Here is a 14,989-nt window from a genome sequence, read left to right as displayed (position 1 = left end):
TCCGGCCCCGACCACGATCTTTTCCGGCTTTGCGGGGCCGAAAACCCACCTTGAGCGTGATCTTCGACTCTTTCGCCGCGAGAACCCTCCGTGCTACGCTCACCGCAAGTTGCAGTTTGGTTTCCCTTGCAGTACAGAGCCTGCGGAGCATGTAACCCGCAGGCTTTTGTAGTTTTCAGACTTCTCGCAGGTTCTGGAGCAGGGCAACCCTTTGGCCCATAGGAGGGCTTTATGGCTACCGGAACCGTGAAGTGGTTCAACGCTGAAAAGGGCTTTGGCTTCATCGCCCAGGACGGCGGGGGCCCCGACGTCTTCGTCCACTACTCCGCGATCAACGCCGCCGGCTTCCGCTCCCTCGAGGAGAACCAGCAGGTGACCTTCGACGTGACCCAGGGCCCGAAGGGCCCGCAGGCGGAGAACGTCACCCCTGCGTAACTGGAACCGGTCGCTTCGCGGCTGATGCAGTACCCAAGGAGCCCCGTCCGTTCGGACGGGGCTCCTGCCGTTTGACGAGCGGGACGCGGCGGATGGGGAATTCACGCTTTCTCCACGCGCCCGCCGCATTCCCCTGGCACGTTGTTCAACGACATCTTGACGCTTTTCGTACATCGCATCGACTTCTTCGATGCGGCATTCGACAGAAGGTGTTCGGCGGAAGCGGTGGTTTGCGTATGCGACGCCTCGCACCGCGAATCCCGGAGGCTCTCCCGCCCCCACTCGCCGCGCGCGACGGGAGCCCCCGCAGTGCCCGGGTCAGGCCCGCGCCATCCCCCACCTCCGCCCGTCCACCAGGTTCTCCAGCCCCACCCACGCCACGTTCATCAGCGTCGCGGCCGCCTCCCGCGCCGAGGGGGCGGCGTTCCCCGGCGGGCAGATCGCCCGGTCCGCGAGCGACTCGGCGGCACCCACCAGCGCGTACGCCAGACCGGACGCCTCACAGCCGTCCAGGGACTCCGTCCCGGCCGCCTCCTCGATCAGCCGGACGATGAAGTCGACGACGCTCTCGCGCAGCTCCGCCACGACGCCGGCGAAGGGCTCCCCGTAGGAGCGGGCCTGGCGGCTGAGCACGGCCCAGCCCTCGGGGTGCTCGGCGGTGTGCTCGAAGAAGGCGCGCAGGCCGTTCCAGAGCCGGCGCTCGGCGGGGTCCTCCGGCCTCGCGGCCGCCCGCACGGCCGCGAGGAGCACGTCGGCTCGCGGCGGACGCAGGCGGTGAAGAGGTCCTCCTTCGAGTTCAGGTAGAGGTACACCAACGGCTTGGACGCCCCGGCGAGCTCCGCGATCTCGTCCATGGACGCCGCGCTGTAGCCGCGCCGGGCGAAGACCCGTACGGCCGCGTCGAGCATCTGGCGCTCGCGCACCTCCCGGGGCATCCGCTTGGCCTTGGGTTTCGTCTGTGCGGTGGTCACATGTGCAGTGGTCACAACAAACATCCCTCCGCCCCCGCTACATTACCGGCAGGTAATATCACGGAGGGGAGGGACGTCAAGGGTGGCCATCAGGCCGTAACGATCACTTGGCGAAGGTTTACGCGGTGGTCACCGCGGCCGGCTGCGGCGCGGCCTCGTCCCGGTCCAGGCCGGAGGCGGAGACGGTGTCGTACGCGGCGCGGTCGAGGATGTTCTCCCGCGAGGCGACGATGATCGGCACCACCGACTGCCCGGCGACGTTCGTGGCCGTGCGGATCATGTCGACGATCGGGTCGATGGCCAGCAGCAGACCCACGCCCGCCATCGGCAGGCCCAGCGTCGACAGCGTCAGGGTCAGCATCACGGTCGCGCCGGTCAGGCCCGCGGTGGCGGCGGAGCCGATCACCGAGACGAAGGCGATGAGCAGGTAGTCCCGCAGCTCCAGCGGCACGTCGAAGACCTGGGCCACGAAGATCGAGGCGATGGCCGGGTAGATGGAGGCGCAGCCGTCCATCTTGGTCGTCGAACCGAAGGGCACGGCGAAGGCGGTGTACTCCTTCGGCACGCCGAGGCGCTCGGTGACCTTCTGGGTCAGCGGCATCGTGCCCACCGAGGAGCGGGAGACGAAGCCCAGCTGGATGGCGGGCCAGGCGCCCTTGAAGAACTGCAGCGGGTTGACCTTGGCGACCGTGGCCAGCAGCAGCGGGTAGACGACGAAGAGGATGATGGCGCAGCCGACGTAGATGTCGGCGGTGAACGTGGCGTACTGGCCGATCAGGTTCCAGCCGTACGTGTGGATGGCGTGGCCGACGAGGCCCAGGCTGCCCAGCGGGGCGAGCCGGATGACCCACCAGAGCACCTTCTGCAGCAGCGCCAGCACGGACTCGCTGAGGTTCAGCAGCGGCTGGGCCTTCTCGCCGACCTGGAGGACGGCGATGCCGGCGACGGCGGCCATGAAGACGATCTGGAGGACGTTCAGCTGGGTGAACGGCGTGATGACGTCGGTGGGCACGATCCCGGTGATGAAGTCGAGCCAGGAGCCCTTCTTCTTGGGGTCGGCGCCGTCGGCCGCAGTGAGGCCGGTGCCCGAGCCGGGGTCGGTGAGCAGGCCGATCGCCAGGCCGATGCTGACCGCGATCAGCGACGTGATCATGAACCAGAGCAGGGTGCGGGTCGCCAGCCGGGCGGCGTTGGAGACGTTCCGCAGATTGGTGATCGACACCAGGATCGCGAAGAAGACGAGCGGGGCGATCACGACCATCAGCAGCTGGACGAAGATGTCGCCGATCTTGTCCAGAGTGGTCTGCAGCCAGCCGATGTCGCCGCTGCGGGCTGCCCAGCCGAGCAGGGCGCCGAGGACGAGACCGAGCAGGATCTGGGCCCAGAAGGGCACCTTGGGTATCCGGCCGAGGGCGGAGCGCGGCCCGGAGGACGGGGCCGCGGCGGGGGGCGTCGATGACAACGGAAACTCCGGGAACAGACGGGGGCGAGAAGAGGGCGCGGGGCGCCGAAGGTCCGTACGTGCGGGATCTCCGGCCGCGTGGTGCAGATCGGCGGCGTTGCGCGAATCAGCTGCGACAACAGGCCGCGGACAGACAGCGGCAAAGATCGACGTGCAGGCGCGCCACGAGCGCGGGACTCATGGGGGTTCGGTGCGCTGCTGCTGTCTTCATGTCGATACGTTAACACTGCAACTTTGAGGAACCCAAAGGGTCTCTTTGGGTTCCGGCACGTTCCTGACACGGAAAACGCGCCGGTGGCCGGGCGGAGAGCAACTGCTCTCCGCCCGGCCACCGGCGCGCGATGTGACGAATAACGCCCTTGTGTCCACTTCGCCCCTCTCCTGGGAGGGGCGGGCGCTCAGTCCTCCTGGCCCGCGTTCGCGGTGATCCGTGCCTTGGTTCGGTCGACACGCTCGGCGACCTGCTCGGCCATGGCGTCCCCGCTGCTTGCGCAGCAGCACCCAGCTCAGCGGCGCCGAGATGACGAGCGAGAGCAGCAGCATCCAGAAGATGTTCGAGCTGCCGACGCCCAAGGGGATCACGCGCGCCCAGCAGAGCACCCAGACGACGGCGAAGCTGCCGATGAGCAGGCCGAATCGCAGTGCGGTGTAGCGGAGCGAGGCGTACTTCTGGCTACTCACGGACGGACCTTCTTCGTAGGCGGCGACCAAACGGGCCCTACCAGTCAAGCACGGCGAACAGTGGATCAGGCCAGGGGGAGCCACATCTGAATGTTGTCGCGGTAGTCGTCGCCGAACCGCAGCGCGCCGGGCAGCCGCCCGGCCTCCTTGAAACCGGACCCCTCGTAGAAGCGCTCGGTGCCCGTGCCACCGCGCACCTCCAGGTGCAGCGCCTCCAGCCCGGCGTCCCGGGCCATGGCGACGGTCTCCTCGATCAGCTGCCGGCCCCGCCCGCCGCCCTGGAGCGCGGGGTCGACCATCACCAGGATGACGGTGGCCCAGTGGGCCGATTTGTAGTCGTCGTTGGGCTTGAGGAAGGCGGTGGCGGCCAGCCGTCCGCCCTCGTACCCGGCGAGCATCCGCACCGCTCCGGCGGTCACCGAGTCGGCCCGCTCCAGGGCCGCCGGGCGGATCTGCCGCTCGGTCACCGGCGGCATGAAGCCGACGGCGCCGCCGGCCTGCGAGACGTCGAACCAGAGCCGGAAGAACTCCTCGCGAAGCTCCGGGGTCATCTGCGGGTCACGGACGAAGGTAAGAGACATAAATGCGATGCAACCATTACCGCCCTGAGAGGCGCAAGGAAAAACCCCGGTGCGGGCACCGGGGTTGTCACATCGGACGGCAGGCCGAGGACGGCAGGTCAGAACCGCATCGCCTGCGGCGACTCGCGACGGTCGGCGTCCGGGCCCTCGTACTCCCGGATGACCTGGTAGCGGGTGTTGCGCTCGGCCGGGCGGAAGCCGGCGTCGCGGATCAGCTCCAGCAGGTCGTCGCGGGTCAGCTTGTTCGGCGTGCCGTAGTTGTCCGCGTCGTGCGTGATCTTGTACTCGACGACCGAGCCGTCCATGTCGTCGGCGCCGTGCTGCAGCGCGAGCTGCGCGGTCTGCAGACCGTGCATCACCCAGAAGACCTTGACGTGCGGGACGTTGTCGAACAGCAGCCGGGAGACGGCGAAGGTCTTCAGCGCCTCGGCGCCGGTGGCCATGGATGTCCGCGCCTGGAGCCGGTTGCGGATCTTGCCGTCCTTCATGTCCACGAAGTCGTGCTGGTAACGCAGCGGGATGAAGACCTGGAAGCCGCCGGTCTCGTCCTGCAGCTCGCGCAGCCGCAGCACGTGGTCCACCCGGTGGCGCGGCTCCTCGATGTGCCCGTAGAGCATCGTGCACGGACCCTTGAGGCCCTTCTCGTGCGCGAGACGGTGGATGCGCGACCAGTCCTCCCAGTGGGTCTCGTGGTCGACGATGTGCTGCCGGACCTCCCAGTCGAAGATCTCGGCGCCGCCGCCGGTCAGCGACTCCAGACCGGCGTCGATCAGCTCGTCGAGGATCTCGGAGGCGGGCATCCCGGAGATCTTCTCGAAGTGGTGGATCTCGGTGGCGGTGAACGCCTTCAGGGAGACCTGCGGCAGCGCCTCCTTGAGCGCCTTCAGCGAGCGCGGGTAGTAGCGCCAGGGCAGCGTGGGGTGCAGGCCGTTGACGATGTGCAGCTCGGTGAGGTGGTCGTTCTCCATGGCCTTGGCCAGGCGGACGGCCTCCTCGATGCGCATCGTGTACGCGTCCTTCTCGCCCGGCTTGCGCTGGAACGAGCAGTAGGCGCACGAGGCGGTGCACACATTGGTCATGTTGAGGTGCCGGTTGACGTTGAACAGCACCGTGTCGCCGTTCTTGCGCGTCCGCACCTCGTGGGCCAGACCGCCGAGCCAGGCGAGGTCGTCGGACTCGTAGAGGGCGATGCCGTCCTCGCGGGTCAGCCGCTCACCGGCGCGAACCTTCTCCTCCAGCTCACGCTTGAGCCCCGCGTCCATCCGCCTCGCCTCTCCTCGTCAGTACGGCCCCGTCGAGACTACTCCCCCGCTCTCAGATGCCCTCGGGCAGCTCTCCCACCCTGTTCTCCCACTTGGTGGAGAGCACGATCGTGGTGCGGGTGCGGCTGACGCCCTTGGTCCCGGACAGCCGGCGGATGGTGCGCTCCAGTCCGTCCACGTCGCCGACGCGCACCTTGAGCATGTACGAGTCGTCGCCCGCGATGAACCAGCAGTCCTCGATCTCCTCCAGGTCGCGCACCCGGCGCGCCACGTCCTCGTGGTCGGCGGCGTCGGAGAGCTGGATGCCGATCAGGGCCGTGACACCCAGCCCCAGCGAGGCGGCGTCGACGGTCGCGCGGTAGCCCGTGATGACCCCCGCGGCCTCCAGCCGGTTGATCCGGTCCGTGACGCTCGGGCCGGACAGGCCGACGAGCCTGCCGAGTTCCGCGTACGAGGCCCGGCCGTTCTCCCGGAGGGCCTGGATGAGCTGCCTGTCCACCGCGTCCATGGCTGGAACCTTTCAATAATCAGCGAACTTGCCGTCTTGCATGTAGAATCTAAGGCATCGGGGGTTCGATACCCCGAAAATCTTTCACCGAACGTTCATGGCACCAACGATCCTTCAGGAGATGAACCCCGTGTACTCGATCGAGATGGCCTACGCCCGCATGCGTGAGCTGCAGGACCTGGCCAACCGCTCGCGTGCCCATCTGCCCGCCGCCGCCCGCCGCGCCGAGGCCACCGAGGCCCGCCCGCGCCGCGCGAAGAAGCGCTGACCGAAGAGCGCCGACCGAGGCGTCAACCCCCCTCCGGGGAGCGGCCGCCACCCAGCTCCCCCTTCCACCGGCGGTAAAAGCGGTGCGGCACCCCCGCCGCGTCCAGCACCCGCCCGGCGACGAAGTCCACGAGATCCTGGATGTGCGTCGCCCCCGCGTAGAACGCCGGAGAGGCGGGCAGCACGATCGCGCCCGCCTCGTCGAGCGCCACCAGCTGCCGGAGCGTCTGACCGCTCAGCGGGGTTTCCCGCACCGCAACCACCAACGGCCGCCGCTCCTTGAGCGTCACGCTCGCGGCGCGCTGCAGCAGATCCTTCGAGAGCCCCAGCGCCACCCCGGCCACACAGGCCGTGCTCGCCGGGACGATCAGCATCCCCTTGACCGGGTACGAGCCGGACGACGGCCCGGCCGCCAGGTCCCCGGCCGGCCAGTGCCGCACCCGTGAGACGTCGGGCTCGAACGCGTACGGCTTCCCGTCGGCGCCCATCGACAGCCAGGCGCGCAGGTCGTCGCGCCAGTGCGCGTCCCGGAACGCGAGGCCCGTCTCGTCCAGCAGGGTCAGCCGCGAGGCCCGGCTCACCACCAGGTCCACGTCCTCCCCCGCCGCCAGCAGCCCCCGCAGCACGGCGGCGGCGTACGGCGTCCCGGACGCGCCGGAAACGCCGACCACCCAGGGCCGGCGCTCCGGTTGTTGCGTTGCGTGTTCGTACGGCTCCACGGGGCCGAGCCTAACCGGCCCGCCCCGCGCGCCGCGTCCGGCGGTCCGGACCTACACGCCCAGGCCCCGCACCAGCAGGTCCAGCAGGGCACACCCGAACAGGGCGATGCCGATGAAGCCGTTGACCGTGAAGAACGCCCGGTTCAGCCGCGACAGGTCGTGCGGCCGGACCACGGTGTGCTCGTAGACGAACGCCACCGCCACCACGGCCATGCCCATCCAGAAGAACACCCCGGCGTGCGTCGCCACGCCGTACCAGACCAGCAGCGCCGTGGTGATCGCGTGACAGACCCGGGCGCCGTGCAGCGCGGCCGGGATGCCGAAGCGGGCCGGGGTCGATTTCACGCCATGCGCGCGGTCGGCCGCCACGTCCTGGCAGCCGAAGATCAGGTCGAAGCCGCCGATCCAGATGCCCACCGCGAGGCCCAGGATCACCGCGTCGCCCGACCACGACCCCGTCACCGCGAGCCAGGCGCCCACCGGGCCCATCGCCTGGGCCAGGCCCAGGATCGCGTGCGGGAAGTCGGTGAAGCGCTTGCCGTACGGATAGACCACCATCGGGATCACCGCGATCGGCGCCAGCGCCAGGCACAGCGGGTTCAACAGCCCCGCCGCGCCCAGGAAGAGGACCACCGCCACCAGGGCACCGGTCCACGCCGAGCGCACCGAGACCGCGCCGGTGACCAGTTCGCGGTGGCGGTGCGCGGGTTACGGGCGTCGATCTCGCGGTCGATGATGCGGTTGCAGGCCATGGCGAAGGTGCGCAGGCCCACCATCGCGACGGTGACCAGCAGGAGCTTCCACCAGTCGATCCGCCCGTCCTTCTGGAACATCGCCGTCAGGGAGGCGATGTAGGCGAAGGGCAGCGCGAAGACGGAGTGCTCGATCATCACGAGCCGGAGGAACGCGCGGGTGCGCCCCGGGCTCGGGGCGGCGGCCGCGGACGCGCTCACAGCCCGTACTCCTTCCAGCGCCGGTCGACCTTCGCGGCCGTCTCCGGGTCGGAGACGACCATCTCCGGCCAGCCGCCGTCGCGCGTGTAGCCCTCCTCGGGCCACTTCGCCGTCGCGTCGATGCCCGCCTTGCCGCCCCAGAACTGCTGGTACGAGGCGTGGTCGAGGTGGTCGACCGGGCCCTCGACGACGGTGAGGTCGCGCGCGTAGTCGACGTTGCCGAGCGCGCGCCAGGAGACCTCGTGCAGATTGCGGACGTCGCAGTCCGCGTCCACGATCACGATCAGCTTGGTCAGCGACATCATGTGCGCGCCCCAGATCGCGTGCATCACCTTCTGGGCGTGCTTGGGGTACTTCTTGTCGATCGAGACGATCGCGCAGTTGTGGAACCCGCCGGACTCCGGCAGGTGGTAGTCCACGATGTCCGGCACGACGATCTTGAGCAGCGGCAGGAAGAAACGCTCCGTCGCACGGCCGAGCGGGCCGTCCTCCGTCGGCGGCCGGCCGACCACGATCGACTGCAGCAGCGGGCGCCGCCGCATGGTGACGCAGTCGATGGTGAGCGCCGGGAAGTCCTCCTGCGGCGTGTAGAAGCCGGTGTGGTCGCCGAACGGCCCCTCCGGCAGCATCCGTCCGGGCTCCAGCCAGCCCTCCAGGACCACCTCGGCGTTGGCCGGGACCTGGAGCGGAACGGTCTTGCAGTCCACCATGTCGACCCGCTTGCCCTGGATGAAGCCGGCGAGCAGGTATTCGTCGATGTCCCCGGGCAGTGGCGCGGTGGAGGCGTAGGTGACGGCCGGCGGGCAGCCGAAGGCGATGGCGACCGGCAGCCGCTCCCCGCGCTTCGCCGCGACCTGGTAGTGGTTGCGGCTGTCCTTGTGGATCTGCCAGTGCATACCGATGGTGCGCTTGTCGTGGCGCTGGAGCCGGTAGAGGCCCAGGTTGCGGACGCCGGTCTCGGGGTGCTTGGTGTGGGTGAGACCCAGGTTGAAGAAGGAGCCGCCGTCCTCGGGCCAGGTGAAGAGCGCCGGCAGCGCGTCGAGGTCCACCTGGTCGCCGGTGAGGACGACCTCGTGGACGGGCGCGTCCTTCACCTTCCGCGGCGGGACGTGCACCATCGAGCCCAGCTTGCCGAAGGCCTCCCGGACGCCGACGAAGCCGTGCGGCAGCTCCGGTTTGAGGAGACCGCCGATCTTCTCGCCGATGTCCTCGTAGGACTTCAGCCCCAGCGCCTTGAGCAGCCGCCGGTCGGTCCCGAAGACGTTCATGGCCAGCGGCATCGCCGACCCCTTGACGTTCTCGAAGAGCAGCGCGGGCCCGCCGGCCTTGTTCACCCGGTCGGTGATCTCCCCGACTTCGAGGTGGGGGTCGACTTCGGCCTTGACGCGCTTGAGGTCGCCGTCGCGCTCGAGTGCTCTGAGGAACGAGCGGAGATCGTCGTAAGCCATGCGTTCCAGTATCGAGCACGCACTACCCTGGCCTTGTCACGGGGCCGCGGCGCGGCCCGCAGCCGCACTCCGGGGGTCCGTCGGCCAATGCTCAGGTATCTGCCGTTCCTGCTGGTCCTGGCCCTGTGGATCTACTCGTTCATCGACTGCCTGAACACCCCCGAGGAAGAGGTCCGCAAGCTGCCGAAGACGGCGTGGGTGATCATCATCCTCCTCTTCGGCGAGGTGCTGCTGGGCCCCGTCGCGTGGTTCGCGGTCGGCCGCCCGCGCGCGGCGGCGGACGCGTACGGGCGGCGGGGCGCGGGTTCCGGCGCCGGCTCCGGCAGCGGCGGCTGGGTGGCGCCCGACGACAACCCCGAGTTCCTCCGCTCGCTCGGCAAGGACCGCAAGCCGGGCGCGGACGGCGACGACCGCGGCTGAGCGACGGGGCCGTCCGGGGGGGCCTGTTCCGCCCGACGGCCCAGCGAGCCGTCACCGGATCGGGTAATACGATCAACTCATCGCCGCTCTCCTGTTCGCCAACTCCCCTCTTTTCACGGCTATTTGACAAGCCGTTCATCCGCACCCCCCTGCCCCCGGCACTGCCGGGCCGGAAGAGTCGTAGCGGCCACACTGTGGCCTGACACGACCTCAGGGAGGGTGCATGCCCGAGTTCATGAGCAGGCGAAGACTCCTCGGTTCCGCCGCCGGAGCGGCCGGCGGCGCCGCGCTGGCGCTGCTGCCGCCCAGCGTGCAGCGGGCCGTGGCGGCCGGGCCGGCCGGGCCGGCATCCCTGCGGGACATCAGGCACGTGGTCATGCTGATGCAGGAGAACCGCTCGTTCGACCACTACTTCGGCACCCTCAAGGGCGTGCGCGGCTTCGCCGACCCCGACGCCCTGCGGCTCTCCACCGGCCGGAGCGTCTTCCACCAGCCGGACCCCGAGAACCCCAAGGGCTACCTGCTCCCCTTCCGCCTCGACACCCGCCGCACCAGCGCCCAGGCCATCCCCTCCACCAGCCACTCCTGGTCCGTCCAGCACGAGGCGTGGAACGGCGGACGGATGGACCGCTGGCTGCCCGCGCACCGCAAGGCGGACGGGAAGAACGGGCCGTACGTGATGGGCTACCACACACGCGAGGACATCCCGTTCCAGTTCGCCCTCGCCGAGACGTTCACCCTCTGCGACGCCTACCACTGCTCGGTCTTCGGGCCCACCTGGCCCAACCGGCTCTACTGGATGACCGGCACCATCGACCCCGGCGGCACCATGGGCGGCCCGGTCATCAACAACACCATGCCGTCCCCGTACCGCTGGACCACCTACGCCGAGCGGCTGCAGAAGGCGGGCGTCAGCTGGCGGGTGTACCAGGAGGAGGACAACTACGGCTGCAACATGCTGGAGTGGTTCCGCACCTTCCGGGAGGCGAAGCCCGGCAACCCGCTGTACGAGCGCGGGATGCGGCGGCTGCCGGAGGGCACCTTCGAGGACGACGCCCGCAACGACCGGCTGCCGGCGGTCTCCTGGATCATCCCGACCGGTCCGGCGTCCGAACACCCGGACTCCCTGCCGGCCGCCGGGGCGGACTTCGTGGCGAGGAAGATCGAGGCGATCGCGGACAACCCCAGGGTGTGGGCCAAGACCGTCTTCATCCTCAACTACGACGAGAACGACGGCCTCTTCGACCACGTCCCGCCGCCGGTGCCGCCGAAGGGCACGAAGGACGAGTTCGTCGGCGGGCTGCCGGTCGGGGGCGGCTTCCGGGTGCCGTGCCTGATCGTGTCCCCCTGGACGGTGGGCGGCTGGGTGGCGGGCGAGAGGTTCGACCACACGTCGGCACTGCGGTTCCTGGAACGGTGGACGGGGGTGCGCGAGCCCAACATCAGCGCGTGGCGGCGGCGTACGTTCGGCGATCTGACGTCGGCGTTCGGCTTCGGGGCGCCGGCGCGGCGGGTGCCGCGGCTTCCGCTGGACACGGAGCGGGAGTTGGAGGAGGCGCGGTGGGAGGTCGGGCATCTGCCGAAGCCGGCCCTGCCGGGGGCGGCGCAGCGCTTCCCCGAGCAGGAGCGGGGCTCGCGGCCGCGCCGGTGAGGGGTTTCACTCCCCGCCCCGCCCTTTCACCGTTTCCGCAGCAGCACGCTGCGCGCTCCCCCAGAGGGGGTACCCCCAGTCCTCAAACGCCGGACGGGCTTCAGGGAAGCTCCCGCTTCCCCTCCCCGTACTCCCGCCGCAACGCCTCCCACCGCTCCACGCTCCACGTCGGCCAGTCCGCCGGATGCCCGGCCAGGGCCTGGAGCAGGTACTCGAAGTGGTGGTGCCACCCCGCCAGGCAGTCGAGCCGCTCGTCGTCCGTCCCCGGCATCTCGTTCGTGAAGTGCAGCAGCGTCCCGCCGACGCTCGCCGGCGCGCGCTCCAGCTCGAAGCGGATCCGGCCGTGCACCTCGACGGTGTACTCGGCCACCGAGGGCGGCTCCCAGGCCGTCACGCGGCCGGGCGCGACCGTCCCCGCGCCCTCCGGGCCGGCGGCGTTGAGCCAGCGCAGCGTGATCGCCCCGCCCTCCCGCCGCTCGAAGGGCTCCGCCGCGGCCAGCCACGTCGGCAGCCCCTCGGGCGTCGCGACGGCGTCCCACACCCGCTCCTGCGGGTACGGCAGGGACAGCTCGTAACGGAGGGTGTGGACGTCGCCGTGGGTCTCCGAGGCCCCGTACGGGGACGGTATCTCCATGGGTCCAGCACACCACGACGGCCCGTCGTCCGCCTCTCGGACAACGGGCCGTCGTACGCGGCAAGGGCTCAGACGCCCGAGTACGAGTGCTTTCCGCCGAAGAGGAAGTTGACCCCGTAGTAGTTGAAGATGTAGCAGGCGAACGCGGCCAGGGCGAGGTAGGCGGCCTTGCGGCCCTTCCAGCCGGCCGTGGCCCGCGCGTGCAGGTACGCCGCGTAGGCGACCCAGGTGATGAAGGACCAGACCTCCTTGGGGTCCCAGCCCCAGTAGCGGCCCCAGGCCGCCTCGGCCCAGATCGCGCCCGCGATGATCGTGAACGTCCACAGCGGGAAGACGGTCGCGTTGATCCGGTAGCCGAACTTGTCCAGCGTGGCGGCCGCCGGCATCCGGGTCAGGGCGTTGTCGTACGCCATGTGGATGCGGACGCCCATGCGCATGCTCAGCGGGGCGTCGGCGGACAGGCCGCGGAACTTCTTCTCCAGCACGCCGGGCCCGGCCTTGCCGGCCGCCAGCCGCAGCTCGTAGCCGTCACGGAGGCGGTAGAAGAACGTGGACACGGCGCCCACGTAGAGCGCGGCGCCGGAGAGGATCGCGCAGGAGACGTGGATCCACAGCCAGTAGGAGTGCAGCGCGGGGACGAGCTGGTCGCTCTCGGTGTAGAGGACGGAGACGGCCAGACCCAGGTCGAGCAGGATGGTGAGCACCACCGGCAGGCCGAGCCAGCGGACGTTCTTCTTCGCCGCCAGCAGGCCGAGGTAGACGCCCACGGCACACATGCCGAAGGTGGTCGAGAACTCGTACATGTTGCCCCACGGCGCCCGCTCGACCGACAGGGCGCGGGTGAGCACCCCGCCCGCGTGCAGGGCGAAGGAGAGCACGGTCAGCGAGATCGCGATGCGGCCGTAGAGGTCGCCCTTCTCGCTGGTGCCGGCGGCGCCGGGGCCGTCCGGGACGTCGTCCCGGGAGCCGGGGGCGGAACGGGTGACGACCTTGGGGCGCTCCAGCACCGCCGTGCCGCCGCCGGCCTTCTTCACCTGGACGGTGACGGCGGACGCGGCCCGCCCCGCCTCCGAGGTGATCGCCGCGGCGGTGCGGCCCACGGCGCTGCGGCTGCCGAACACCCACTCCGTGATGTGTGCGAGGAAGGCCAGGGTGTAGACGGCCATCGCCGAATAGATCAGCACATTGCTGGTATGGGCCAGGTTCTCGTTGGCCGCGGCCGCGAGGTTCACGCGCGCGCTCCTTCGGAGGATTCGGAGGTTTCGGCAGGTCGTTCCGGCTCGTCGGCGGGCTCCTTCGAGTCCTCGTCGGCGACGGGAGGTGCGTCGGGCTGCAGGGCGACGGCGATGTCCGCGAGCTCCTCGGGCACCTTCGCCGACTCGCTGCGGCCGAGGCCGCCCAGCTCCACGACGGTACGCCCGTCGGTGCCGCGGACCGCACGCACCCACACCCGGCGGCGCTGGACGAACAGCGACAGGGCCACGCCGACGATCGCGGCGACGGCACCGGCCAGCGCCGGGGCGTCACCGGGCTTGTGGGAGATCTGGAAGGTGGCCCAGCTGCTGATGCCGTCGAACGTCAGGGTGCCCGCGCCGTTCGGGAGGGTCAGCTTCTCGCCGGGCTTGAGCGCCCGCGAGAAGCTCCGGTCCCCCTCCTTGAACTGCTTCATCCTCTTGGTGTCGAGCTTGTAGACGCTCTGCGGAATGCCGGAGTCGATGCCGAGGCTGCCGTAGTAGGCGGTGAGCACCAGCATCGGATTGTCCAGGGCCGGGAACTGGGAGAACATCGACCCGCTCCGCGGGTCGAACGTCGGGACGAAGAAGCCGTTGAAGCCGATCTGGCCGGGCTTGCCGTCCTTGTCCACGTAGTCCGGCACCTTGAGCACGGTCGTCTCGGTGACGTTGTTGTCCAGCGGCAACGAGGCCACCGCGCCCGAGTAGGCGATGTTGCCCTTGCCGTCGCGGACGGTGACCTTGGGCGCGTAGCCGTGGCCCTGGAGGTAGACCTTGGAACCGCCTATCTCCAGCGGCTCGTTCACCTTGATGGTGGTGTCGTGCTTCTCGCCGTCGGGGCCGTTCCAGTACGTCACGTGCGCCCGGTAGTCGCGCGGGCTGCCCTTCTGCGGGCCGGTGCGCTCGTAGCTCCCGCTGAAGCCGTTGAGCGTGAAGCCGAAAGGGGGCAGGTCGTCCGGCGCGAAGAAGGAGCCGGACTTGAAGTCGTCGTACTGGGTGAGCGTGTTGGAGAAGCCGTCGCCCTCGACGACGAGCTTGCCGCCCTCGTACTTCCACAGCTGCGCGGAGGCGAAGGCCACCAGCATGACGATCAGCGACACGTGGAAGAGCAGGTTGCCCGCCTCGCGCAGATAGCCCTTCTCCGCCCCGACGGCGTTGCCGTCCACGGTCGTCCGGAACCACCTGCGCTTGAGCACCTGCCGCGCCGCGGCCAGCACCTGCTCGGGGTCGGCGTCGGTCTTCCAGGAGGTGTGGGCCGGCAGCCTGTCGAAGCGGTGCGGAGCCTTCGGCGGCCGGGCGCGCAGCTGGCCGACGAACTGCCAGGTGCGCGGGACGATGCAGCCGATCAGCGAGACGAACAGCAGGATGTAGATCGCGGAGAACCACACCGAGCTGTAGACGTGGAAGAGCTGGAGCTTCTCGTAGACGGGCGTCAGCGTCTTGTGCGCCTGCTTCCAGTTGTCGGCCTTCATCGAGTCGACACTGGTCTGCGGGATGAGCGAGCCGGGGATGGTCGCGAGCGAGAGCAGCAGCAGCAGGATCAGCGCGACCCGCATCGACGTCAGCTGCCGCCAGACCCAGCGCAGCCAGCCGGTGATCTCCCGGCCGGTCCAGGCCAGCCACCCCAGGGCGCCGGGTTTGCGGACGCCGCCGAACGAGCCGGGGACGGACTGCCCCGTCTCCTCGACGGGCGCCGTGGACATCCGGGCTCCCGCGGCCTCCTCGGAGGCCTCGGGAGCGGGGGTGCTTTCAGTCTTGGACATCG

At 69.8% G+C, this 14,989-nt stretch carries 13 protein-coding genes and 3 pseudogenes; 4 read left to right on the top strand and 12 right to left on the bottom strand.

The window, feature by feature from the left end; translation table 11 throughout:
• Positions 1-231 precede the first annotated feature (231 nt).
• Positions 232-435: a cold-shock protein gene (locus ABD794_RS18370; protein WP_030067036.1), complete on the top strand. Its 204-nt coding sequence runs from the start codon at positions 232-234 to the stop codon at positions 433-435.
• Between the two features lie 318 nt (positions 436-753).
• Here the strand turns inward: ABD794_RS18370 and ABD794_RS18365 are convergent.
• The 6 genes and pseudogenes from ABD794_RS18365 to ABD794_RS18340 all read right to left on the bottom strand — a co-directional run bounded on the left by ABD794_RS18365 (position 754) and on the right by ABD794_RS18340 (position 5,900).
• Positions 754-1,370: pseudogene (locus ABD794_RS18365) on the bottom strand (TetR/AcrR family transcriptional regulator).
• A 154-nt stretch (positions 1,371-1,524) separates the two neighbouring features.
• Complete coding sequence (locus ABD794_RS18360; protein WP_344964693.1) at positions 1,525-2,868, bottom strand: dicarboxylate/amino acid:cation symporter; 1,344 nt, start codon at positions 2,866-2,868, stop codon at positions 1,525-1,527.
• 398 nt (positions 2,869-3,266) lie between these two features.
• Positions 3,267-3,549, bottom strand: a pseudogene (locus ABD794_RS18355) (DUF4229 domain-containing protein).
• Between the two features lie 65 nt (positions 3,550-3,614).
• Positions 3,615-4,100, bottom strand: a complete 486-nt coding sequence (locus ABD794_RS18350; RefSeq protein WP_344964691.1) for a GNAT family N-acetyltransferase — start codon at positions 4,098-4,100, stop codon at positions 3,615-3,617.
• Positions 4,101-4,228: 128 nt separating this feature from the next.
• Complete coding sequence (gene mqnE, locus ABD794_RS18345; RefSeq protein WP_344964689.1) at positions 4,229-5,392, bottom strand: aminofutalosine synthase MqnE; 1,164 nt, start codon at positions 5,390-5,392, stop codon at positions 4,229-4,231.
• A gap of 52 nt (positions 5,393-5,444) precedes the next feature.
• Complete coding sequence (locus ABD794_RS18340; protein WP_344964687.1) at positions 5,445-5,900, bottom strand: Lrp/AsnC family transcriptional regulator; 456 nt, start codon at positions 5,898-5,900, stop codon at positions 5,445-5,447.
• A gap of 97 nt (positions 5,901-5,997) precedes the next feature.
• Here ABD794_RS18340 and ABD794_RS18335 point away from each other — a divergent pair, with 97 nt between their 5' ends.
• Positions 5,998-6,168 (top strand): hypothetical protein, encoded by a 171-nt coding sequence (locus ABD794_RS18335; protein WP_344964698.1) that lies wholly within the window; start codon positions 5,998-6,000, stop codon positions 6,166-6,168.
• Positions 6,169-6,190: 22 nt separating this feature from the next.
• Here ABD794_RS18335 and ABD794_RS18330 read toward each other — a convergent pair whose 3' ends face one another.
• The 3 genes and pseudogenes from ABD794_RS18330 to ABD794_RS18320 form a co-directional block, all read right to left on the bottom strand.
• Positions 6,191-6,886 carry a UbiX family flavin prenyltransferase gene (locus tag ABD794_RS18330; protein WP_344964686.1) on the bottom strand — a complete coding sequence of 232 codons (696 nt, stop codon included), beginning with the start codon at positions 6,884-6,886 and terminating at the stop codon, positions 6,191-6,193.
• Between the two features lie 51 nt (positions 6,887-6,937).
• Positions 6,938-7,839, bottom strand: a pseudogene (gene mqnP, locus ABD794_RS18325) (menaquinone biosynthesis prenyltransferase MqnP).
• Positions 7,836-9,287: a menaquinone biosynthesis decarboxylase gene (locus ABD794_RS18320; RefSeq protein ID WP_344964683.1), complete on the bottom strand. Its 1,452-nt coding sequence runs from the start codon at positions 9,285-9,287 to the stop codon at positions 7,836-7,838. Before ABD794_RS18320 ends, mqnP begins: the two are co-directional and overlap by 4 nt.
• Before the next feature lie 87 nt (positions 9,288-9,374).
• Here ABD794_RS18320 and ABD794_RS18315 point away from each other — a divergent pair, with 87 nt between their 5' ends.
• Together ABD794_RS18315 and ABD794_RS18310 are read left to right on the top strand one after the other, a co-directional pair.
• Entirely contained in the window at positions 9,375-9,707 is a 333-nt protein-coding gene (locus ABD794_RS18315) for a PLD nuclease N-terminal domain-containing protein (RefSeq protein WP_344964681.1), read from the top strand.
• Positions 9,708-9,930: 223 nt separating this feature from the next.
• Positions 9,931-11,358, top strand: coding sequence for an alkaline phosphatase family protein (locus ABD794_RS18310; RefSeq protein ID WP_344964678.1), 1,428 nt, complete (start codon positions 9,931-9,933; stop codon positions 11,356-11,358).
• 100 nt (positions 11,359-11,458) lie between these two features.
• Here the strand turns inward: ABD794_RS18310 and ABD794_RS18305 are convergent, their stop codons facing one another.
• The 3 genes from ABD794_RS18305 to resB all read right to left on the bottom strand — a co-directional run bounded on the left by ABD794_RS18305 (position 11,459) and on the right by resB (position 14,987).
• Positions 11,459-11,992 carry an SRPBCC domain-containing protein gene (locus ABD794_RS18305; RefSeq protein WP_344964676.1) on the bottom strand — a complete coding sequence of 178 codons (534 nt, stop codon included), beginning with the start codon at positions 11,990-11,992 and terminating at the stop codon, positions 11,459-11,461.
• A 68-nt stretch (positions 11,993-12,060) separates the two neighbouring features.
• Positions 12,061-13,224, bottom strand: coding sequence for a c-type cytochrome biogenesis protein CcsB (ccsB, locus tag ABD794_RS18300; protein WP_344964674.1), 1,164 nt, complete (start codon positions 13,222-13,224; stop codon positions 12,061-12,063).
• Positions 13,221-14,987: a cytochrome c biogenesis protein ResB gene (resB, locus tag ABD794_RS18295; protein ID WP_344964673.1), complete on the bottom strand. Its 1,767-nt coding sequence runs from the start codon at positions 14,985-14,987 to the stop codon at positions 13,221-13,223. The genes ccsB and resB overlap by 4 nt, the downstream gene beginning before the upstream one ends.
• Between the last annotated feature and the right edge of the window lie 2 nt (positions 14,988-14,989).

It is taken from the genome of Streptomyces thioluteus (genome assembly GCF_039535865.1).
The sequence above is the reverse complement of the archived record's forward strand: the minus strand, read 5'-3'. Positions and strand labels throughout refer to the sequence as shown.

What these genes read in the sequence shown, in the direction of transcription:
- ABD794_RS18370 (WP_030067036.1), top strand. Translation starts at nt 232, where the DNA reads ATGGCTACCGGAACCGTGAAGTGGTTCAACGCTGAAAAGGGCTTTGGC.
- ABD794_RS18350 (WP_344964691.1), bottom strand. Translation starts at nt 4,100, where the DNA reads ATGACCCCGGAGCTTCGCGAGGAGTTCTTCCGGCTCTGGTTCGACGTC.
- mqnE (WP_344964689.1), bottom strand. Translation starts at nt 5,392, where the DNA reads ATGGACGCGGGGCTCAAGCGTGAGCTGGAGGAGAAGGTTCGCGCCGGT.
- ABD794_RS18340 (WP_344964687.1), bottom strand. Translation starts at nt 5,900, where the DNA reads ATGGACGCGGTGGACAGGCAGCTCATCCAGGCCCTCCGGGAGAACGGC.
- ABD794_RS18335 (WP_344964698.1), top strand. Translation starts at nt 5,998, where the DNA reads ATGGCACCAACGATCCTTCAGGAGATGAACCCCGTGTACTCGATCGAG.
- ABD794_RS18320 (WP_344964683.1), bottom strand. Translation starts at nt 9,287, where the DNA reads ATGGCTTACGACGATCTCCGCTCGTTCCTCAGAGCACTCGAGCGCGAC.
- ABD794_RS18315 (WP_344964681.1), top strand. Translation starts at nt 9,375, where the DNA reads ATGCTCAGGTATCTGCCGTTCCTGCTGGTCCTGGCCCTGTGGATCTAC.
- ABD794_RS18310 (WP_344964678.1), top strand. Translation starts at nt 9,931, where the DNA reads ATGCCCGAGTTCATGAGCAGGCGAAGACTCCTCGGTTCCGCCGCCGGA.
- ABD794_RS18305 (WP_344964676.1), bottom strand. Translation starts at nt 11,992, where the DNA reads ATGGAGATACCGTCCCCGTACGGGGCCTCGGAGACCCACGGCGACGTC.
- resB (WP_344964673.1), bottom strand. Translation starts at nt 14,987, where the DNA reads ATGTCCAAGACTGAAAGCACCCCCGCTCCCGAGGCCTCCGAGGAGGCC.